Raw genomic sequence first — 22,696 nt, 5'->3', positions numbered from 1 at the left:
GAACATGGAGAATAATACAAAAAATCCCCCCATTGACCGGGTCGATGGAAGGATGAAAGTGACCGGTGGTGCCAAGTATTTTGCGGAGTTCGAACTGCCGAATGTAGCTCACTGCGTGGTGGTTACCGCTGATATTGCCAAAGGCACCATTGCCGGACTTGATACTAAAAAAGCCGAAGGCGCTTCGGGAGTATTGGGCGTTTTTACGCATTTAACTATGCCCTCGGTTCCGGGTTGGGATGCTCCTCCAAGCGGCAATGCCCCGACCGGACCGCCCTCAGGAGGGCAAAAATACCGGATCTTGGGCAGCGATCAGGTCTTGTTTGCAGGACAGCCTATTGCGTTAGTAGTGGCGGATTCACTTGAGCGGGCACAATATGCGGCTACCCTTGTGAAAGCAACTTACAAAAAACAAACGCACCGCACCGACTTGACAAAAAACCGTGACAAAGGGGTTACGCCAACCAATGAGCGATTCAAAGATTATACGCGGGGCGAAGCAGACGGATATAAATCAGCCCCAATAACGCTGGAAGCCGATTATACAATTCCGGTAGAAGTACATCATCCAATGGAGTTACACGGTGTTTTGGTTCATTGGACCGAGGCTGATAAGGTGATGGTCTATGCCAAAACGCAGGGTGTGAAAACGACCCAAAAAGCAATCGCACAGGCATTTAAACTGGATGAGAAAAATGTCCACGTTCATACCGAATTCATGGGCGGAGGTTTTGGGATGGCACTGCGTACTTGGCCGCAGGAAATCGCCGTGGCAGCGATCGCCAAAAAAATAGGCCGCCCGATAAAGATGGTCATCACTCGTAATCAGATGTTTACGATGGTGGGTTATCGACCAAATACGCTCCAAACTATTGGAATGGGGGCTACGAATGAGGGAAAATTGGTTGGCATTGCTCACAATGCCATTGCCGAGACCGCCAGCTACGAGGATTTTACCGAAGGCACCGTCAGCATGACCAAATTTATGTACGATTGTCCTAACATAAGTACTCGCTATAAAATCGTGCCGCTTGATCGATCTGTACCCATTTGGATGCGCGGCCCCGGCGAAGCCACCGGTGCGTTTGCTCTGGAATCAGCGATGGACGAAATGGCCCATAAACTGAAACTTGACCCTATCGAATTTAGGCTCCGAAACTATGCCGAAACAGACCCCGAACGCAATCGCCCTTTTTCGAGCAAAAACTTAAAAGAAGCCTATCAAAAAGGAGCCGATGCCATCGGTTGGGCAAATCGCAAATCCGAACCCGGCAGCGTGCGCGAAGGAAATTGGTTAATTGGCTACGGCATGAGTTCCGGTACTTTCAACGCCAGTCGTGGGCAGGCTACGGCGCGGGCCGTTGTTTCTAACGATGGTAAACTCTTGATCCAAAGCGCGGTTACGGACATTGGTCCCGGCACGGGCACCGCTATGGTCGCCATCGCCCATCAGGTATTGGGCATTCCGCTCAAACAAATCAACTATGAACTTGGTGATTCATTGCTACCTAATGCTCCCAATCAGGGTGGTTCTACCATCACTTCTACCGTAGGTTCGGCAATACATGATGTTTGCAGTAGCTTAAAAAATGCATTGGCTGAATTGGCTCTTAAACCGGATGCGCCGTTGTCCGGCAGCCGGCAGGACGAACTGGTATTTGACGGCGGGTTCGTTTATGATAATACACGTAGTAAGAAAGTAGCCATCGTCGACCTGCTGAAAGCAAACAATATGCCTTTGCTGGAAAAAACGCAGGAATCAAAAGGCGGAGCTGAGCAACAACAATATTCAATGTACTCGTTTTCGGTGCACTTTGTGCAGGTGCGGGTAAATCCTGCGACGGGCAGTGTACGGGTATCGAAAGCCGTAAGCGTTGCCGATTCCGGACGGATTGTCAGCCCAAAAACGGCGGCAAGTCAGATGATCGGCGGTGTGGCAGGTGGAATTGGTATGGCATTAACCGAAGAAGCGGTCATGGATCACCGTTTTGGACGCTTCGTTAACAACAATCTGGCGGATTACCACGTAGCCGTGAGCGCTGATGTGCCGCACGTTGAAACGATCTTTATTGATAAGCCCGATCCTTACATCAATCCCATGGGGTCAAAAGGAATGGGTGAAATCGCGTTGATCGGTTTTGCGGCAGCCGTTGCCAATGCCGTTTTTAACGCCACCGGCAAGCGTGTTCGGGATTTACCCATTACGCCGGACAAGCTGTTGAACAAAGCCGTCTGAGTGTTACATTTTGGTGAATTTCGTTAGTAATATTCGACAGTTTGCTTCCCCTAAAAATGGGGAAGCAAACTGTCATTTTCAACTACTTCACTCACACTATCTCTCCATATCCTATGTTTAAGTAACGCCCGGTTTACACCATCTATTTATCAGGTGGGGGTCATTACGTCCTTTGAACTTTACTTTAATGGTGACCTGTTGTAGCCGCATCAAACACGCGACAGAAGTTGCCACCGCCTATCTTACTGATCTCATCCGCCGTAAAGCCGGTCTTTAACATTGCGTCCACAACGGTATAATAAAAGCCCAACTTCTGATCCTGCCAAGCTTGGTTGGTGCGCTCGCCGATTCTGCCGCCGGATTGGGGAGCGGATTCACCGGGTTTAGGAGCACCTCTGTAAGCCGGGGTCAACTTGGTATCTGTGCCAATACAGACATGATCAATGCCAATAATATCGACCAAGGCCCGAATATTTTGGGCATATTCCAACGATGTATCAGATAAGTGCCTCCACACGCCAATGATCCCCCCTGCGTCGGCGACAACTTTAGCTTGCTCATTACTGATGAGCCTTGGTCGCATGATGCGAGCCATGGCCGGATTCTGACCCGTGCGAGAATCCAGACCGGTATGCGAGAAAACCATCGGCTTAGTGGATGTCTTGAGCGCAGCGGCCACCGTCTCTGCGTTGGCGTGCGTCAGGTCGATGAGAATACCCAGTCTATTACATTCCTTAATGACCTCCGTCCCAAAAGCGGTCATTCCGCCCCATTGTGGAGGTTTCGTATAAATATCGCCCAACGGCACAGATGCATCATTATCGTGTAGCAGCCCGAGGTGTCGCAAGCCTCGCTTGTAGGCCTCCGTGAGTCGCTCCAACCGCCCTTCCAGAAAGTGACCGCCCTCCACCGATTGGATAACAGTCGGCTGATGCTTCTTATGGGCTGCTTTGAGGTCTTTCAGATCCAATGAACGCTTCATGCCGTTATTAATCAACTGTTGATCCATGGCAGCCAACCCGTTAATGAACCGTTCGTAGGCGTCTCCGGGATTGCGTAGTGGTTGATAGTCAACGGCAAAGGTCATACAGATGGCCGATAAGCCCGACTTTTTCATCTCGCCAATTAAATCAATGTTCGGACCCGGAACTTCTGCGGCGATAATGGGAACATCGATATGATTATGCGTGTCGATGCCGATTGTGTCGGCTACGATCTTGGCTACCTTTGGGTCAATTTCGTCATCCATAGCCCACGCCGCCATTGGGTTCAGCATTATTGCTGCACCGGCAACGGCGGTAAGGAGTTCACGACGGGAGTATTTTGTTTGAGATTGAATCATGAATTTACAATTAAGGGGAAATTTAGCAGGCGATCATTGCCATTTACTTACGCGTAGATGCAATGCTATGTTTCACTCATCCATTAAATCTTTACTTAAGGAAGTCGTCAAGTAAAAAATGCTTTGCTCATGACCATAAAGGAAATCGGATTGTTTTATTTTTATAATCCCCTGAAAGAAATTACATTTATAAAACAATATGTCACTTTATGGCACTACATTACGGCATTCCAAAAGTGATGCGATGAAAGATCAGCATTTTATATGATAATAGGACCGGTCATTGATTCCGTAGCGACCTTTACAGGAGCAATTTTGGGGGCAACTTTCAGCACAAAAATTCCTGAACGTTTAAAAACAATGCTCCCGCTTACGTTTGGTGCGGTATCTATGGCGATGGGAGTCGTAATGATTGCCAAAGTAAATCTTCTTCCACCCGTCGTTTTGTCTTTATTGATCGGCAGTACAATTGGTGAACTTTTAAAAATTGAACAGGGGATTGAACGCATTGCCCTAAACGTAAACAATCAGGTATCCCCCCTTTTTCCTGCCAAATTAAGCCAAAAAAACGACAAAAATTTTCTTACGGGTTTCGTAAGTGTACTCGTTTTGTTCAGTGCCAGTGGTACCGGGATTTTCGGAGCGATGAATGAAGGCATCACGCACAACAACTCCATTTTGATCTCAAAGGCTTTTCTTGATTTTTTTACCGCGATCATTTTTGCCACTTCTTTAGGTATCATGGTTGCCACAACGGTTATACCTCAGTTTATAATCCTTATCAGCCTATACTTTTTGGGAGGGGTCATTATGCCCTATACAACTCCTGAATTAACAGCAGACTTTTCTGCCTGCGGCGGCGTGATCATGTTGGCAACGGGTTTGAGAATTACCAATATAAAAGTATTCCCCATTGCTAATATGTTACCTGCCTTATTGATTGTAATGACGATATCCCACTATTGGCGGATCATTTTTCTTTGATACTAATTCACCAACTTCCGGGCTCCACTCCTATCCCGTTCCGTTTATAGCGTAAAGCAACCCTACTCCCTCTTTTATAAAAGGACTGAAATGTACGATCAAACTATAGGAATAATTTTAAAAGAAGGCAATTGGAATCCCGGCATTGATGTAGGTCGTTAGGCAAAGCACGCCCCCAAAGTTATCGGCGCCAAAAGCACCAGCAATGGCACCAAGTGTTCCCGAAGAAATTTGACCGACTTATATACCAGATTGACCACCGCCTGGTAAGTCAGTTTCATAATTTCTGCAATTTCATCGTAACTCAGTTGAGCATAAAACCGGAGATAGATGGCTTCCTGTTGTCTTCCGGTAAGCTGTCCCATAAAGTGAGTCAATCGCTCTTTCTGTTCTGAATCCGTTTGTTGCTCTATCAACCAGCTTTCATGGCTTACTTCAAACCATTCGTTAGGCTCCTCTTCTATTTCACCAAAACGATTTTCTTTTCTTACTTCTCGGGTTAGCTTGAATTTAAGGGCTTTGAACAGATAGCCTTTAACCGAAGTAACTTCACCCAGACGCTCTTTGTTAGTCCAGAGATCCAAAAAAAGATCCTGAATACAGTCGTCCAAAAGCTGCCTGTTACGGACAATTTTGTACCCGTACAGATATAACAGCTTATAGTACTTCCTAAAAAGAGCTTCGAACGCTTTTTGATCGGCATTTAGAAAACCCTTCCACAATTGAGCTTCATCCATCTAACCGAAAATTATCTCTACCATTATACAAAAGCAAAGCAAAATTAGACTATTCAAAGTCTATACAAAGTGAAATTTTAATTAATAAAAAAAAAAGAAGAAAAAAAATGATTATCCCGTGACGGTTTGGTGCACTTGTCTACGAAAGGATCAAAAACTTGCTATGAAGCCGGAACAATTGCTTACTGACGAAACTTTTCTGGCCTGGTATTTCAGGACCGATGAAGTCTCGATGAATAAATGGGAGCGCCTAATCAGTGAAGAGCCCAATTTGAAAGCCAACGTTGAAGAAGCCATTTACTTACTGCAATTAATGCAGAGCGAAGAAGAGCTGACAATGGATGAGCACCAAGTAGACGATGCAGCCAATCGACTGATGGCTGAAGTGAGAAATCGGGAAGAAGTACTGCCTTTGAAGTCCTCATTTCAGAGGATCATTGTACGGTGGCTGTTGCCGGTAGCTGCGTGTCTTTTGGTCGCGGTGGGGATTGTTTGGCAGGTGCGCCAAGCACCGGGCAATAATGTGTATGTAGCTGCGGACCAAATGCAGGAACTGAAGTTGGCCGACGGAACAACCGTCAAACTCAACAAAGGCTCAGAACTCAAAGTGGCCGGCATGGAGAAAGAAGAAACCGGCAACCGGGAAGTGTGGCTCAAAGGCGAAGCATTTTTCGACGTGAGCCATCTGCCGAATAACCGAGGGTTTGTGGTGCATTCGGGTGATGTCACGGTGGCGGTTTTGGGAACACGCTTCAATGTCCGGAATTCATCCGGTAAAACGGCGGTAGCGCTCGAATCCGGCAAAGTAGAGTTGTCACTAAATACTGCACGCTCTCAAAAACTGGTAATGAAGCCCGGTGAATTAGTGGAATATTCGCCCTCTTCGGGAGATCCGGTAAAAACGGAAATAAACGTTCGCAACTACTCTGCTTGGCAGTCGGGTAAAGTTATTTTCGAAAATGCCGGATTGTCGGAAATTCAAAAAGTGCTTGAGGAGCGCTTTGGGCTGAAAATAGAAGTAGAACAGGGCAGTGAACTCGGTGAATTCAACGGAGCATTTCCCTCTGATGACCCGACAGTACTTATTCAGGCGCTGGAAAAAGCGTATCCGGGTCAGATAATCCGCGTTGAGGATGGACTGCGCTTTAGAAAAACTGACAATAATTGATGAACACTTTTTGAATACCAAACCTTAATTTATATGAAAAAACTCTGCATCCAGAAATCACGGTATCAGGTAATATGCCTGCTGTTTTGCTGCTTTGCTTATCAGGCGTCGGGGCAATTGTTTGCTTCACGTGCGGCAACCGGGTTTCAAAAACGGCATCAGCTGTCCGGCACAACCAAATCCCTTAAAAGCGCTTTACAGGACCTTCAGAGCCGGTACAAGGTCTCCTTTTCTTATGACCGACGAACCATTGAGAATAAAAGCATTGATTATGGTTTGCAAAAATTCGGCTCGTTGGAAAAAGAATTGGAGTTCATTTCATCTTCTCTTGATCTGCAATACGAAAAACTTGATAAGAATCTGTATTTATTGACCCCCATCATGAAGCGGACCGGTCTTGTACAGGAACCCTTGCCGACGACGGCTCCTGCACCCATAACCCGAATCTCTGAAGTGCAAACGCTAAGCACGCCGCAAAATTTGGCAAAGCCGATTTCGGGAAAGATCACCTCAAAGGTCGACGGAAGTGCTTTGCCCGGCGTCAACGTGATCATTAAAGGAACTCAAACAGGTACCATTTCAAAAAATGACGGATCATTCAGCATTGATGTGCCAACGTCAGCCACAGTGTTGGTGTTCTCGTTTATCGGTTATCAGACCAAAGAAATTCAATTGGGTGACAGAACATCCATTCAGGTCGAACTGGAGGAAAGTGCCATTATGCTGAACGAAGCAGTAGTTACCGCCTTGGGTATCAAGCGGGAAAAACGCTCGTTGGGTTATTCTGTCGGCAACGTAGAAGGAACGGCACTTACGCAAACACCCCAAAACAACGTGCTGAATACGCTGGCCGGTAAAGTAGCCGGTGTTCAGATCTCGCAAATGGGAGGAACGGTAGGCTCTTCGGTGAGTATGGTTATTCGCGGTGCTAACTCACTCAACAGCGAAAATCAGCCCTTGTTCGTCATTGACGGTGTGCCGGTGGCTAATAAGATGACCAACTCTTTTGCGGGTGCAGACATGGGAAATCCGATTTCTGACATCAACCCCAACGACATTGCCAATATCTCCATTTTGAAGGGGCCGAGTGCCGCCGCATTGTACGGCTCTCGGGCGGGTAGCGGCGTTGTTTTGATCACCACCAAATCAGGGGCAGGTGGAAAAAAAGGCATTGGTGTTTCGTTGAATACGTCGGTGGTAATGGATAAGCCATTGGAATATGTTCAGGTTCAGAATAAATTCGGCTCGGGAAAAACAGGGGCGCACGTATTGGAAGAAGCGGAAAATGAGAGCTGGGGAGCTGCATTGGATGCCGGCGAAAACTGGGTTTTGTGGAATAGCAATGGACAAAAAGCGCCATTGGTCTCATACCCAAATCGCTTTAAAGATTTCTTTCAGACCGGCGTCACCAATACCAATAACGTGTCGGTAAGTGGGAACTATGAAAAAGGCAACTTCCGTTTGTCGGCAGGAAATATGACCAATAGTGGAATTATCCCCAATACCGACCTCTCCCGTTTCACCATCGCGTTGAATTCTGCCTATAATATTACGGACAAGTTTCGCACTTCCGTCAGTTTGAATATAACGCAATCCGGCTCAAACAATCGCCCATTGATCGATGCCAGCCGGAATGATCCTGTTAGAAGTGTCTATGAGATCGGCTCTCAGGTGAATATCAATGATTTGCGGGATTACTGGTTGCCGGGACAGGAAGGAATTGCCCAACGCAAGTACAAAGACAAACAAAATAACCCGTTCTTTTTGGTCTATGAAAACCTGACGGGTTTTACCAGAGACCGTACTGTTGCCAAAATTCAGATGGATTATGATTTCACCAAGGAACTGACGTTGACCGGAAAATATGCCCGGGATTCCTACAGTGAAATATTTGAGTCGAAGAAAGCGTACAGCAATTATGAAGCGTTAAAAGGTGGCTATACGATCTCCAATGACTATCGGAAGGAGCAGAATTTCGACTTGATGCTCAATTATAAAAAGAGTTTCAATACCGATTGGAGCCTCAATGCCATGGTAGGGGCGAACCGTTTGCAACAATATTACCGGTCATTCTATAATGCAACGACCGAGTTGGTGATTCCCGGACTGTACACCATCGCCAACGGCGCTCCCGGAACCTTCAATCCGCTCAGTGCTTTGTCGCAAAAATTGCTTTATGGGGTTTACGGCTCGGCGTCCATCGGATACAAGGATATGATCTATCTTGATCTGACCGCTCGGAACGACTGGACCAGCACGCTGAAAAAAGGCAACAACTCTTATTTCTATCCGTCAGCGTCGTTGAGTGTACTTGTGTCTGAAATGGTAAAAATGCCTTCTTGGGTTGATTACGCGAAAGTGCGGGCCGGTTTCGCACAGGTGGGTAACGATGTAGACCCCTACAGCCGCTCACAAACCTACAGCACTGCGTTGGATTGGGGCTCTGCCAAACGCATGTACATGGCCGGAATTCTCCGAAATCCTGATTTAAAACCCGAAATATCAACCTCTTACGAAATTGGCGCTGATTTCAAGTTCTTTAAGAACAGACTCGGATTGGAAGCTACGTATTATAAGCGAGGCAATAAAAACCAAGTGCTTTCCATTACAACTCCTATCGAATCAGGAGCGAGCAACAAGCAAATCAACGCCGGTTTGGTTGAAAGTCAGGGTTTTGAACTTGGCATAACTACTACGCCGATAAAAACGAAGGATTTTTCGTGGGACATGAACTTTACGCTGACGCGCAACCGCACCTACATTCGTAGGCTTGCCGAAGGAATCAAATATTTCTCATTTACATCCTACAGCGGTGCCGAAGTGCGTACTTACGAAGGAGGCCAGATCGGTGATATTTACATGGCTCCCATGTTGAGAGTCAAAGACAAAGCGTCGCCTTATTACAACTACCCCATCGTGACCAGCGGCGGTCTTTACCAAACCGATAATGACCCGAACAATCTGGTGAAGATCGGTAATTTCAATCATGCCTTCCTGATGGGTATACAACCCACGATCCGATACAAGAATCTTAGCCTGTTTGCCAATATCGACTGGCGCCAGGGTGGACAGTTTTATTCCAATACTATGATGTTCCTTGGCAATAACGGGATGTTGGATGAGACGTTATCCGGTGTACCTTATGATCCTTCACGAAGCCTTGCCGAGCAGATCAAAGCGAATCCGGATATGTATTTGGGTGATTGGGTCGGCGGAAGAAATGCCGCTTACGGTGGTTTTGCCTGGCCGGAAGGAAGCGCAGAAGCCGCTAAACGCCTAAAAGATGCCAGCCTAAACCCGGGCGTACTTGCTACCAAAGATGCTGCCGGTAATACCGTTTATACAGAAAACCTGGGCGGAGCCGGAAGCAAGTGGATCGACCCATTCAGCGCTTATCGGTACGCGAACCGACCATTCCCCGACCGCAACCTATATAGCGCTACCTACGTTAAGTTACGGGAAATCTCCATCACCTATTTCCTTCCCAAAAGCTTTATCAACCGTTTCGGAGTACAGAACGCTTCCCTGTCAGTGGTTGGAAACAATTTGTACACTTGGACGCGCCACGGAATCAAAGGTTTAGATCCTGAAAGAGCGTTTCGCCCTACCGGAACCAGTTGGTCGCAGGGAGTTGAATATTACAACGTGATGCCAATGACCGGTTCTATAGGTTTCAAATTGAATGTTGACTTTTAAAATTGAGTAATCATGAAATTCATACAAAATAAAAATTGGATACTTGCCTTAACCTTGGGCTGTTTACTCTTTTCCTGCCAAGATCTGACCGAAATTGACAAGAACCCCAACAGTCCGGAAGATGTTTCTTCCAACTATATCATGACGTACGTGCTTTCCAATACCGGTAAAACCTTCTTTAGTTTGGGGAGAGACGGGTCTAAGATCGGAGCGGCGATGCAGTACATGCAGGCCGGTACCAACGAAGGTGCGGCGGTAATCAACCAATATGCCTGGACGCAGGAAGCGTGGGACGGCTACTACGACATCCTTCGCAACAATCAGTTGATCTATGACAAAGGAATAAGAGACAACAACCGCTTTTTTCAGGCCATTTCCCTTACCATGAAGTCGTTGATCTGGGGGTTGTTGACCGATCTGTACGGAGACGTTCCTTATTCGGATGCCCTCAAAGCTTCATCCGGAACATTTTTTCCGAAATACGATGAACAAGCCACCGTATACAAAGGAATCATGACCGATCTGAAGCAGGCGGTGACGTTGCTGAACAGTTTGGAAACCAAAGATGCTGTAAGCGCCACCTCAGATATTTTATACAAAGGAGACGGAGCCAAATGGAGAAAATTTGCCAACTCCCTTCGTTTGCGCTATGCACTGCGTTTGGCCGACAAACGTTCAGAGATGAGTACTTTGGGAGTCAATATTCAAACCGAATTTACCGAAGCTGCGGCAGATGCATTTACCGCCATCGGCGACGATGCTTCCATGGCGTTTCCGGGCATTAATGCCGACAATTCCGCTCCGGGCGGTCCACTTAATGCCTCTAATCCAAACTATTTGCTCAAACCCGGCAAACCCTTTGTGGACAAATTGATCGCTTTAAATGACCCTCGTCTTCAGCGTTGGATTCAGCCTGTGTTGCGTAAATGGGATACCAAAGTGACCAAAGAAACGACCGTTACGGTAAAGAATATTTATGGCGAAAGTTATTCGGTGGTATATGTCCCCACTACGGCAACCAATCTGGATACTTCGCTCTATGTTGGCTTGCCTATCGGGTTGCCTATTACTCAGGCGGTTACCTATAATAAAGGAAACGACGCAACGGCATATAACAACGAACGCAGCCCCTACATTTCCTTTCTTCACGAAAGGTACCGTAAGAATACCGATACCTATGTTCCAATGAACTTTATTACCTACAATGAGGTAGAGTTTATCTTGGCGGAAGCCGCTTTGGCCGGTAATTTTGGTGCCACCGATGCCGAAGGACATTACAAAAAAGCGATCAGGGGATCAATGGACAAGGCCGGAGTATTTACTGTAACGTATGATTTTGACAAATACTATGCACAGCCAACGGTAAGTTATGCTTCTGCGACCAACAAATTGGAGCGTATCATGGAGCAAAAATGGCTTTCGTCGTGGTTCAGTATTCAATCATGGTTCGACTGGAGACGCACCGGATTCCCTGCCTTGAAAGCGGGAGAAGTGGCGCAGTACGGCAAAGCATTGCCTATCCGTTTTATGTACCCCGTTCCTAATCAGGACCCATCGTACCTAACCAATTACAATTCAGCCGTCGAGCGATTGACAAGTACCAATTTTATCCCGACGGGCCAAAGTAAAGATCACCCTTACGCCAAAATGTGGTTAATACAAGGCACAGGTAAACCTTGGAATTAAGAATAGACTTTCCAAGTTTCGATAGTCAGAACTTGGAAAGTCCAGTATATACTGTAGAGACGCAACATCTTCGGTCCGCCGATGCGGCGTCTCTACTAATTTAAAGAGCAATGAAGATTATTTTAAAGGCACTTTTTTTTTGTATAGTTTCCAATAGTTGTTTTGCTACGGCATGGGTGGATCTCGCTCATGCCGGCATTTATCGCCGACAGGCCGATGCCAATGAGTTTAAAGAAACCGTCACTGTTTTGCAGGAAGAAATAGTCAAACGCTCCGGGATTTTGCCCCAAGTTTCTTCGAATCTTGAGAAAGCATCAGGCGCGGCTATTTATTTGGTGTTGGACAAAAACATGGGTGAATTACCGGCAGAGTTTAAAGCCGCCGTCCTTCGTTTACCACAACCTTCACAGGAAGGGTTTCGGTTGGTTTCGATAGCCGAAAAGAATGCCGTAATCATTGTTGGAAAAGATGTGAGAGGGCTATTTTACGGGGTAGGCCGATTGCTCAGAAAAGCCGAAATAACCAAGGGACAAATTCGTTTTCCGGCAGATTTTCGTATTTCTACAAGTCCCAAATACCCAATAAGGGGCCATCAACTCGGTTATCGGCCGAAGACCAATTCTTACGATGCCTTTACAGTAGCTCAATTCGATCAATATATCAGGGAGTTAGCACTGTTTGGGGCCAACAGCATCGAAATAATGCCCTCCGGTACAGACGACGATTCCATTAGCCGTCACATGAAAATGCCGACGATGGACATGGTCAGGGAGCAGTCGCGTATCTGTCAACGTTACGGATTGGATGCGTGGATGTGGTACCCCAATATCGGAAAAGACTTTTCCAATCCGGATAAAATAAAAAGAGAATTGCTCGTCCGGGAGCAGGTGTTTAAAACCGTCCCTAAAATAGATGCCGTTTTTATTCCGGGAGGTGATCCGGGCGACTTGGAGCCGGATGAACTCTTTGAATGGCTGGGAAAGATGGCGGTGGTTTTAAAAAAATATCACCCCAAAGCCAAGCTCTGGGTTTCTCCGCAATCCTTCAAGCCTGAAAATGCGTGGTTCGATGCTTTTTTCCGCCATGTAAACAAAGGTTATCCTTGGTTGGGTGGAATTGTTTTCGGGCCTTGGGTAAAAGTGCCTATTGAGGAGATCCGAAAAATTGTAAAACCCTCTATTCCCATCCGAAACTACCCTGATATTACGCACTCCATTGCGAGTCAATATCCTGAAACGGACTGGGATCCGACTTGGGCTGTTACCCTCGGAAGAGAGGCCGTCAACCCTCGGCCGAAAGACCAAAAGCTTTTCCACAATGCGGTAGCCCCTTATTGCATCGGCAGTATAAGTTATTCGGAAGGGACAAACGACGACGTGAATAAATTTATCTGGAGCGATCAGGATTGGGATCCTAAAACAAATGTTTGGGAAACCCTGAAAGATTACAGCCGCTTGTTTTTTGGTGCGGATGCGGCAGTGGATGGTGCGCTGGGGTTGGCCGAGCTTGAGAATAATATAAAAGGTCCGGCGATTGCGGCCACACAAATTGATCGAACCTTGCTCAGGTGGCAAAAACTGGAACAATCGGCTTCACCGACTCTTTTAGCTAACCCACGTTTTCAGATGGGACTGATCCGGGCGTATTTTGATGCGTATATCAGGGAAAGAAGTATTTATGAAACCCAACTGGAAAGACAGGCGTATGAAATCCTGAACGATACAGAAGCAACTCCGAAAAAGAAAGTACAGAAAGCAATGGAAGTGTTAAGCAAGGCTTGGAAGGAACCAATTGCCAATCATTTGAAAGATAAATGCCTCGCCTTGGCGGATTCTTTGTTTCGGAGCATCGGTGCACAATTGACCGTGGCTAAGCATGGAGCTATGCCGGGACGCGGCAATTTTATTGATAATCTGGACTATCCGGTCAATGATGCCCCTTGGTTGTTGAATGAACTCAAAAAAATCGAAAAGATGGATGACGTTCAGGGAAAGCAGGCTTTAACTAAGTTGCTCAGCAGAGGCTACGCGGGTAAAGGCGGAATCTATGATCACTTTTCAGATCCCGTAAGTCGTGCAAGGATTGTGAGTAAATTCTCTTGGACAAAAGATCCGGGCAGTCTTCGATCGCCGCGCATTGGCTACGGAATGAATCTTCCCGGAAAAGAATATTACGGAGAGTTTCCCGGTGTAAGTACACCGGTGCCGCTGGTGCCTAAGGCTTGGAACAGCCAGATCGAAGTTTTATACGAAACTCCTTTGCAAATCAAGTATGATCAACTGGAGCCGGGAACAAAATACAAGGTCAGGGTTGTCTACAGTGGCAGGTTCAAGTCGAACATTCGAATGATGACGGTAGAAGGAATTTTGATCCACGATTACATCAAAACCGGCCAACAACCGGAATATGAATTTGAAATACCGGCCAATGCCATTAAAAACGGTGAAGTAGTGTTTCAGTGGAATTGTAAGGAAGGTGAACGGGGGCTGCAAGTTTCCGAAATATCACTGATCTGTGTGAAATAGCTGTTTGACCCCATCCGGGGTCACATGTATATAGCTAATGATCCAATTCTACAAATATGTGACCCCGGATGGGGTCAAACTTCCCGGCAGAGCAATTGTACCCAGAAATTTACTCAACGTTATCCTATACCGGTTACAAGAAAAGCCCCTAAAAAGGGGCTTTTCTATTTATGAGTCAAGCCGATTATTGTTTTCTTTGAATCATAACCGGCTATAGTACCCATTACTTCATCGTGTAGCGTTTGATACTGATTTTAGCGCTCTTTCCGGTATTATCAATCGAATTTATGTATATATAGGCTCTGTATTTACCGTCGGCAGTTTCAACCCATACGCCGGATTCCGCTTTCAAATTGATGGCATAATCGGGAAACCCAGTTAGATCAAGTTGTTGAAAATCAACATCGTCGATGTAAATACCGTACTGCAATCGTGCCAGATGAAAATCCCGCAAAGCCCAAACCTTATTGAGTTTCGCACTTCGGTTAACTCCTGCGGGGAGCGTTACGCCGGGAAGGTAGGTCTTTGCAGAAGGAGCCACCAGCGCATGAAGGAACGTTGTGTTCGGAATAACACGGTACAGATACACCAAGTCAATTTTAGCGGCATTGGCAGCGGCGGCAGTGGGCCCGTACACAGCCATATCCTCTATGGAAATATAGGCTGCATCGTTATCCTTCACTGCAAGGTCAAGCACCATGTCCATCTCAGCGATTTTATAAGGCCCCATCATGTAGGATACCGTTTGGCCGTTGCTGGCAGTGGCCGAAAATTTAAAACTCACTTCCTTACCTTTTGCTGCGGCCGGAATCCGATAAAAATACCGCAGTGTAGCAGCGATTGTATCTTTGGTAAAAGTTACGGTGGTTTTATTTCCGCTGTTGACGGATTTGCTTCCCACTTCAACCCCTACGTCCTGACCACTGCCGTTGGTAGAATAGGATTTATTATCCAGATAGGTCGCTTCAGCGCCACCAATGGAAGCCTCCACCTCGGCCGACACAAGTTTGCCCAATGATTTTGGAATGGCAATACCATACGCAAACTCAATATTTAAACCAACCAAGTTAGGGCCGAGCGTCCTTTTTATGACGTCGTTCCGAAGTTCTTGCGGCAAAGTAGGGATTGCGTATTTCTCATCTTCACATGCTGAAAACAAAAGCACCGGCAATAGAAGCGTAAGGCAAGACAATAATTTATGTTTCATGATATTCATTGAATTAAAGGATTACGGTTTCTGAACAGTCACATTTACTGTGTATTCTTTCCTGATCTTACGATTCCCTGACACGACCGTAAATTTTTTCGGATTTGCCAAATCTGAAAAATCCACTCTGCCGGTAATTTTCGGGTCAAGTTTCGCATCCGTTACGAGAGAGAACTGAGGATACAGGTTTTTAAGGTCTGTACCGTAGAACAGCTCCACGTTTACTGTTTGGGCTACAGTATCTATCACCGCGGCTTTGGTTCTTACCGTTTGAAAATCAGAACCAAGCATTTCAAAACTACTCACATAGCATTGTGTTCTGGTCGTGATGATCAGCCCGTCTTCGTCAATGGGGAAGTCTTCCTTACAGGCTACCAATGCCACTGTAAGAAGGATAGTGCTCATTATTTTGATATATCTTACCATTGTATTTCTTATTATTGGTTTTAAAATCCAAGGTTTGAATTATAACCAAGGTTTATTTTGGCTCAGGTTCGGGTTACGATCACGCTCAGCCGTCGGAATTCGGAAAATGTATGCCTGCTGATAAGCCAACTCCGAAGCATTCTGAAAGTATTGGCTGATATTCGCCCCGTGGGTATCAATGGTCCATACACCTAAGCCCTGAGGAGGTCCCCATACTCTTTCCAACGCTCTCCAGCGACGAAGATCAAATCCGCGTTGTCCTTCTGCCAAGAGTTCAACAATCCGTTCCTGCTCAATAGCTGCAAAAAAGGCAGTGGCATTGGCTGTTTTGTCGGCCTTCAACGGCGGAAGATTACCGCGACGGCGAACCCGATTAACAAGAGCAATAGCATCTGCCTGCGGTCCTTTTGCAAAATTTGTGGCTTCAGCATACATTAAAAATACATCTGCAAGGCGCATAACGGGATAATTATAATCTCCGTCGCTTCTTCCCTGTCCGGCATAGTTTCTCAGAAATTTACGGAACACGTATCCGGAATTACTGCCGTCTGTATTATAGGTTATATAAGATACACCGTCAATGACCACGGGTACGTTCCAGGTCTTGTAAATAAAAGGACACCATCCCGTCGATTTCAGAGAGGTCATACCCACACTCACCTCATAATCCCACATGATGGAAGATTTCATTCTGAAGTCCCGGTTTTTGTAACTGTTGGGGTTTACGGCAGAGTTCAACGTTGTTCTGGCTCCGGCATTGGCCGCATTGATCGGAATCAATTTAGGCGCAAAATCTCCGGTGATCGTAGACTGGTATCGGTCGGCAATTTCGTATCGTGGTGATACCCAGCACTGCGAGCCTTCGTGAGAGCGCCCGGCCACATCGCGCATCAGTTCTTCTCCCTGACCGGTACCTGTTCCTCCATGGGTAAAGCCCATGATTATTTCCGGGTCATTATTGGCAATAGGCGTAAACAGGTAATAATAGTTAGGCAGTTTATCTGCTTTTCCTAAAGAATCAATTTCTCCGGGATCGCCGTTACGGAAAAGAGTCAATCCGTAATTGTTTATTACAGCCTTGAAATCATCAGCCGCCGCATTATAGGCAGTAATGGCAGCATTTGGATCCGGCTTGAACGTATCCAACTCCGGCCACCCGAATTTATTCCAACTGGCCCAGTAAAGTTGTAATTTACCACGAAATGCCAAAGCAGCCGGTTTGCCCGCACGGCCGGTTGCGGAAGCTTTCACGGGAAGTTTTTCGAACGCATATGTAAAATCAGCCATGATAGAATCCTTCACCTGCGCAATCGGCAACCGTGATAACGTAGAAACTTCCGAATTATCGTTAATGACCTTGCTGATGTAAGGCACATCTCCCCACATAGAGATAAGTCTGAAATAGACCATTCCGCGCAGAAGTTTCGCTTCGCCTACAATGGTTTCCAGTTTAGGTTTAGAAGCCGGACTCGCAGTGAGGAGCATTTTATTTACGTTTTCGATCACGTAGTTGGCGCGGTTAACACCGCCGTACAGATAGCGCCACATTTTAACGAAGGCACCGCCATAACCTGATGGATTGAAGTTGCCATCCTGATAAGCATCTCCCAAGCGTAAGTTTCCGCTGGTAGCACTTGTTCCTCTTGTCCGGACGTATTCACCATGGCCGTCCATGTAATAATCACGGTCAAATACGGGGCGAATGGAGGAATAGGCACCCTGCAAAGCGAACGTAGCGTCGTCTTCTGTTTTCCAGAAAACATTTGCGCCCAATTCTGTGGTCGGCTCCAGTTCAAGCAAATCTGTGGTACATGAGCTTGCAATTGTCATTACAACCGCAAGCGCCGACACAGTAGCTATTTTTGAGATCATTTTTTTCATCTTCATAAAGTTTTAAATACCAATATTGACACCGGCTGAATAAGATTTGGTCAAAGGATATGCATCGCTTTTATTGCCCTGCATTTCAGGATCCAAACCACGGTATTTCGTGAAGGTTTTCAGGTTTTCAGTTGAGAGGTAGAAACGGAAACTACTCAAACCGATTTTTCTAAGCAGCGATGGCGGCAGTGTATAACCTACCTGAAGGTTTTTTACGCGCAGATAATTCAGGTTGTCCAGCCAGTAAGTAGTTTCTTCCCGGTTGCCGCCACTTCCGTTCAATCGGGGCCAGCCTCCGGTACGATTCTCCGGCGACCAGGGATTGGTTATGTGCAACTCGTTGAAAGCATAGCGTTGCGCACCGATACTGGTGTTGTTGTAGGCATTGATCCAGAAATCTTTTCTTCCGGCGGCACCTTGCAGCAACAATGAAAGGTCAAATCCTCTCCACGCCACATTCGCGTTCAACGAGAAGTTGGTCGTAGGTCTGAGGCGTTGAATGTTTGGATAGGCTACTTTGTCATTGTCATCAATTCTGCCGTCACCGTTAATGTCTTTCCGAAGAATATCGCCCGGAGAAGCGCCCTGAGGCGTTGCATTGTATACATCCTGCCAAGTCTGGGCTATGCCAATGTCCTGATAGGTATATAAAAACCCATAAGGCATACCAATAAAAGCCTGATTTCCTGAGTTTTGTGATGTTCTGCTCAGAAACTCATTCCATTCTTCGAGTTTGGTGCGGTTATACGACGCATTGACACTCACGGCATAATTGATATCTCCTCTTCTGTCTCTCCAGGTAAGGTTACCCTCAATACCTTTGTTGCGAAGATTACCGATGTTTTTACGAGGGGCATCGTAAGCTCCGGTAAGCAGAAGCGACATATCAGAAGGTCGGTTCATACCGGTTGTTAAGCGATTGTAATAATCAATTTCAGCACTTAACCGATTGTTAAGAAATGCCAGATCAAGCCCTAAGTTAAAGACGCTGGTGTTTTCCCACGAGAGATTTTTGTTAACCAGTTTTCGGTTGACAAAACCTTTCACAATGCTTCCGCCGATCATGTAATTACTGGCACCCAATGTAGATTGTTGCTCGTATCTCCCAACACCGCTGTTGTTACCGAGGCTTCCGTAAGATAAACGAAGTTTACCGCTGTTGAGGAACCGGCTTGTGAAAGTACTGATGGCGGCTTCTTCCGTAAAGCGCCATCCGATGGCTGCGGAGGGGAAAAATCCAAACTGGTTGCCCGGAAGGAATTTCGAAGAACCGTCAGAACGGAAGTTAAGTTCTAACAGGTATTTATCGTAAGCGGTATAATTAACGCGTCCAATGAACGACTTAAGTCCTTCCGTACTGGAATTTCCACCGGTCGACTGAATATCCGTTAGGGCAGCATCAATTTCATGCAGTGAAGGATACAGGCGGTCGTTTCTTGAAGAACTTTGTGAGCGATCATACCAGAACTCCTCGCTGTAAACAAACATCGCACCCAACTCATGATTCTTAGCGATTGTTTTAGTGTAGTTCAACCGTCCGTTTAACATCGTTTTGTAACCGGTTTCCGTAAAGTTACCAACCCCTGCGTTTGCACCCACAAACACCCGGCTACCGAACGATTTGGTCTGGAAGTTGTACGACTGGTTCGGGGTATTTGCGTTCCAACGGAATTGGTTATAATAATTCAAGGCATAATCAACCCTCGCCGTCAAACCCGGGATCGGTGACCAGTCCAGGTACAAACTGGTGTTTGCTTCCTGCCGGTCCATGCGGTTCAGGTTATTCTGGTAAACCGTGTATGGGTTATACGCCTGAGGGTCTTCATTATACGCCATTACACCGCCATAATAGCCGGTGACCGGGTCAAATGGAAGAATCCCCGAAATAGCATATTGCATATCAAAGCCTGCGGTGTTCGCCGGATCGTCATCGGTAAATCCATCTTCCAACGCATACGTCAGCTTAGACCAGTTACCGTTGAATTTGATACCCGTATTTATATTTTTACGGATCTTATAATCGTAGTTGAAGCGGGCGTTGTAGCGTTTAAAATCATTGTTGATCTGAAGTCCTTTCTCGTTCATCATCCCGATAGATACGAAGAAATTTGACTTCTCACCGCCACCGGATGCCGACAAATTGTGATTTTGAATGGCTCCGTTCCGCATGATGATGTCCCACCAATCGGTATTTGGATAGGCCACCGGATCGATCAAACCCATGGCAAGCCATTGGTCAATGGTACCATCTTTGAAGGTGGAGTTTGACCGAAGCGTATTCACGGCGGCCGCTTGCTGGTGCAGCGTCAGCGCACGCGGATAATCCGCCAAAAAGTCAAATGCCTTGGTAGGTACCTGAACCGCATAGTTGCTTGAGAAATTGATGCTGGCTTTTTCCTGTCCTTTACCTGATTTGGTGGTGATCAGAATTACCCCGTTTGCCGCTCTGGAACCGTATACGGAAGAAGAAGTGGCATCTTTAAGCACCGAGATCGTTTCGATATCATTGATGTTGATACGGTTGATATCTACGTCGGGCATTCCATCAACGACCACCAAAGGACTGGCGTTGTTTACGGTACCCAAACCACGAATGATCAATGCGGCACCGTTGCGTCCGGCCATCCCCGTACCTTGCGTTACGGCGAGGCCCGGAACAAGCCCTGATAATCCGGAAGAAACGTTGGAAAGAGAACGTCCGGTAATTTTGTCATCAATTTTGATGGCCGAAACCGCGCCGGTCAGGTTTACCTTTTTCTGCGTGCCGTATCCTACAACAACCACTTCTTCCAATACTTTGTTGTCGGCACCCAATTGAACGACTATATCGGTTTGATTACCAACCGCAACTTCCTTCTGGAGATACCCTACATAACTGAAAACCAGTATTGCTGACTTGTCCGGAACATTAAAATTAAATGCACCATTGGCATCGGTGACCGTACCGCGCTGTGTTCCTTTGAGGATAATGCTTACCCCGGGCAGGCTCTCTCCTTTTTCGTCAGTAACTTTACCGGTAACGGTTATATCCGTTATCTTCTGAACATTGCTTTTTAACTCTAACATTGACGATTTTGGTGCCGCGTCAAGTTTTTTAAGAATTATAAACTCCCCATTTGTTTGATAACCAATGCCGTATGGAGCCAAAAGTTGTTGAAGAACGTTTGCCAGCGGTTCGTTCTTAAATTTAAGAGAAACTTTGGTCTCGGGCGGGAATATGCCCGGCAAATACGTGAATCGTACATTCGCCTTATGCTCTACGGTAGTCAGTACTTTTGCAATCTCTTTATTACTAAATTGAATTGTAACCGTACGTTTCATTAACTCCGGAGCATCTCCTTCTCTTGCAAAGGTCTGTGTTGCAAGCACGCAAATGCTGATAACAGAAACACATAAGAGTTTCATTATCAGCATTATTTTAGGGCTGTTGTTGAAAATTTTTTTCATATTTTACACTTTTTTTAAGGGTTCTGAAATAGAACATGCATCTCCCGCTTTCTTTTTCTGTTGAAGTATCGTAACTCAATTTTTGTGGGAGAATTTTAGGCCGTGCGCAGTATGCGCTTCCGATGGTTTGTTTGTAGGGTCAACTTTTTATCATATTTTTTTAGGGGGTTTTAGGTTAATAGATTGGTTAGTTAGAGATTACATCCTCCTCCGGAGATCACGATTTCTGTTCCGAACACCTCATAGGTTGCGCCGATGGTTTGGCATATAATATCAAGTTTTCGAAATAAAGGCAGATCGCCCAATGGCGCAGTGATCCTGCAGGATTCAAATAAGGCAGTATTCCGGCGAATGCTGACACCATAGGCCGTTTCGAGATCGTTTAGAATGTTGTTTACCGAGGTATTGCTATAATAAAACTCCTTTGGATTTTCGGTTTCTGTAAGCAGAGCAGGTTGTGTCACAAGGCCTTTTTCAAAGATTTTGGTAGTGGCGTCGAAAACAACTTTTTGATTAGGATATAGGTAGATCGCCTGATTTGCCTTTTGATCTTCCGAATTATCGGTAGCGTATACCATCACTTTTCCGGAAGTGACCGAGACATTACCTGTAGCTTTTCCGGTAGTTGACACTACGTTAAATTTGGTCCCAATTACCCGCACGATGATGTGGCCGGCATACACCATGAAAGGCCTTGTGCTGTCTTTTGCAACATCGAAATATCCCTCTCCTTTGAGGTAAACAATCCTTTTGTTTGCAGAAAAGTCAGAATAACTTAATTTACTTCCGGGCTTTAACTTTACAGTAGTACCGTCTTTCAACAAAATCGTTTGCTGTGTTTTCGTAGTATTCACCTTTTCGTTCAGGGAAATTTCAGCCCGACTTACCTGCTTTTCGTACTCTAACGGTACGTCATTAAACGTTGATCGACCACTCCAAACTAATCCACCAACAAGGAGCAACGTTGCCGCTGCCAGCCACCACCGGTACAAAGTCCACGGCGCACGGTAGAATTCAGCTTCCGGATCGGTGTCATCAACCGCTTCCTGCACTTGTGTCCAGATTTTATCTTTTATCTTCTTATCGCCCTGAACCTGAAGCCGGTGCAAAGACATGAACAGACTACGGGCAAGGGTAAGATCATTGATCTTTTCCGGAAATTGTTCCTTAAAGTCTTCCCAGAACAACGACTCTTCCCGGCCCTCGGACAGCATCCATTTTCGGAAGCGCTCATCAGTAAGAAAATCTTCCGGTTTATAATTGTTGTAATTTTTCAAAGTCTAAATAAATATACCCAATGTTTATTGCATTATATATATACAAAGGAGGATTTATTTAGTTTGACCCAAAGAAATTTTATA

At 46.0% G+C, this 22,696-nt stretch carries 13 protein-coding genes; 6 read left to right on the top strand and 7 right to left on the bottom strand.

Going from position 1 to position 22,696, the window contains the following annotated elements; translation table 11 throughout:
* The first annotated feature begins 4 nt into the window (after nucleotides 1-4).
* Nucleotides 5-2,236, top strand: a complete 2,232-nt coding sequence (locus tag ACQY73_RS28345) for a xanthine dehydrogenase family protein molybdopterin-binding subunit (RefSeq protein ID WP_428657547.1) — start codon at nucleotides 5-7, stop codon at nucleotides 2,234-2,236.
* Nucleotides 2,237-2,420: 184 nt separating this feature from the next.
* Here ACQY73_RS28345 and ACQY73_RS28340 read toward each other — a convergent pair whose 3' ends face one another.
* Entirely contained in the window at nucleotides 2,421-3,485 is a 1,065-nt protein-coding gene (locus ACQY73_RS28340; protein ID WP_428668552.1) for a dipeptidase, read from the bottom strand.
* A 357-nt stretch (nucleotides 3,486-3,842) separates the two neighbouring features.
* Between ACQY73_RS28340 and ACQY73_RS28335 the strand changes: the two genes are divergently transcribed.
* Entirely contained in the window at nucleotides 3,843-4,562 is a 720-nt protein-coding gene (locus ACQY73_RS28335) for a DUF554 domain-containing protein (protein WP_428657546.1), read from the top strand.
* 158 nt (nucleotides 4,563-4,720) lie between these two features.
* Here ACQY73_RS28335 and ACQY73_RS28330 read toward each other — a convergent pair whose 3' ends face one another.
* Nucleotides 4,721-5,299: an RNA polymerase sigma factor gene (locus ACQY73_RS28330; RefSeq protein WP_428657545.1), complete on the bottom strand. Its 579-nt coding sequence runs from the start codon at nucleotides 5,297-5,299 to the stop codon at nucleotides 4,721-4,723.
* A 163-nt stretch (nucleotides 5,300-5,462) separates the two neighbouring features.
* Here ACQY73_RS28330 and ACQY73_RS28325 point away from each other — a divergent pair, with 163 nt between their 5' ends.
* The 4 genes from ACQY73_RS28325 (at nucleotide 5,463) to ACQY73_RS28310 (ending at nucleotide 14,374) form a co-directional block, all read left to right on the top strand.
* Nucleotides 5,463-6,467, top strand: coding sequence for a FecR family protein (locus tag ACQY73_RS28325; RefSeq protein WP_428657544.1), 1,005 nt, complete (start codon nucleotides 5,463-5,465; stop codon nucleotides 6,465-6,467).
* 33 nt (nucleotides 6,468-6,500) lie between these two features.
* Nucleotides 6,501-10,163: a SusC/RagA family TonB-linked outer membrane protein gene (locus tag ACQY73_RS28320; RefSeq protein ID WP_428657543.1), complete on the top strand. Its 3,663-nt coding sequence runs from the start codon at nucleotides 6,501-6,503 to the stop codon at nucleotides 10,161-10,163.
* A 12-nt stretch (nucleotides 10,164-10,175) separates the two neighbouring features.
* Nucleotides 10,176-11,849, top strand: coding sequence for a SusD/RagB family nutrient-binding outer membrane lipoprotein (locus tag ACQY73_RS28315; RefSeq protein ID WP_428657542.1), 1,674 nt, complete (start codon nucleotides 10,176-10,178; stop codon nucleotides 11,847-11,849).
* 110 nt (nucleotides 11,850-11,959) lie between these two features.
* Nucleotides 11,960-14,374 (top strand): hypothetical protein, encoded by a 2,415-nt coding sequence (locus ACQY73_RS28310; protein ID WP_428657541.1) that lies wholly within the window; start codon nucleotides 11,960-11,962, stop codon nucleotides 14,372-14,374.
* Nucleotides 14,375-14,597: 223 nt separating this feature from the next.
* Here ACQY73_RS28310 and ACQY73_RS28305 read toward each other — a convergent pair whose 3' ends face one another.
* The 5 genes from ACQY73_RS28305 to ACQY73_RS28285 all read right to left on the bottom strand — a co-directional run bounded on the left by ACQY73_RS28305 (nucleotide 14,598) and on the right by ACQY73_RS28285 (nucleotide 22,612).
* Complete coding sequence (locus tag ACQY73_RS28305) at nucleotides 14,598-15,581, bottom strand: DUF4466 family protein (RefSeq protein ID WP_428657540.1); 984 nt, start codon at nucleotides 15,579-15,581, stop codon at nucleotides 14,598-14,600.
* Between the two features lie 21 nt (nucleotides 15,582-15,602).
* Complete coding sequence (locus ACQY73_RS28300) at nucleotides 15,603-15,986, bottom strand: hypothetical protein (RefSeq protein WP_428657539.1); 384 nt, start codon at nucleotides 15,984-15,986, stop codon at nucleotides 15,603-15,605.
* A 60-nt stretch (nucleotides 15,987-16,046) separates the two neighbouring features.
* A complete protein-coding gene (locus ACQY73_RS28295) occupies nucleotides 16,047-17,888 on the bottom strand; it encodes a RagB/SusD family nutrient uptake outer membrane protein (protein ID WP_428657538.1) in 1,842 nt (613 codons plus the stop codon).
* Nucleotides 17,889-17,900: 12 nt separating this feature from the next.
* Nucleotides 17,901-21,335, bottom strand: a complete 3,435-nt coding sequence (locus tag ACQY73_RS28290; protein WP_428657537.1) for a TonB-dependent receptor — start codon at nucleotides 21,333-21,335, stop codon at nucleotides 17,901-17,903.
* A 191-nt stretch (nucleotides 21,336-21,526) separates the two neighbouring features.
* Nucleotides 21,527-22,612: a FecR family protein gene (locus ACQY73_RS28285; RefSeq protein WP_428657536.1), complete on the bottom strand. Its 1,086-nt coding sequence runs from the start codon at nucleotides 22,610-22,612 to the stop codon at nucleotides 21,527-21,529.
* Nucleotides 22,613-22,696 lie beyond the last annotated feature (84 nt).

The organism is Runella sp. (genome assembly GCF_965279615.1).
GTDB lineage: Bacteria > Bacteroidota > Bacteroidia > Cytophagales > Spirosomataceae > Runella.
This window is presented reverse-complemented; position numbering and strand designations above follow the sequence as displayed.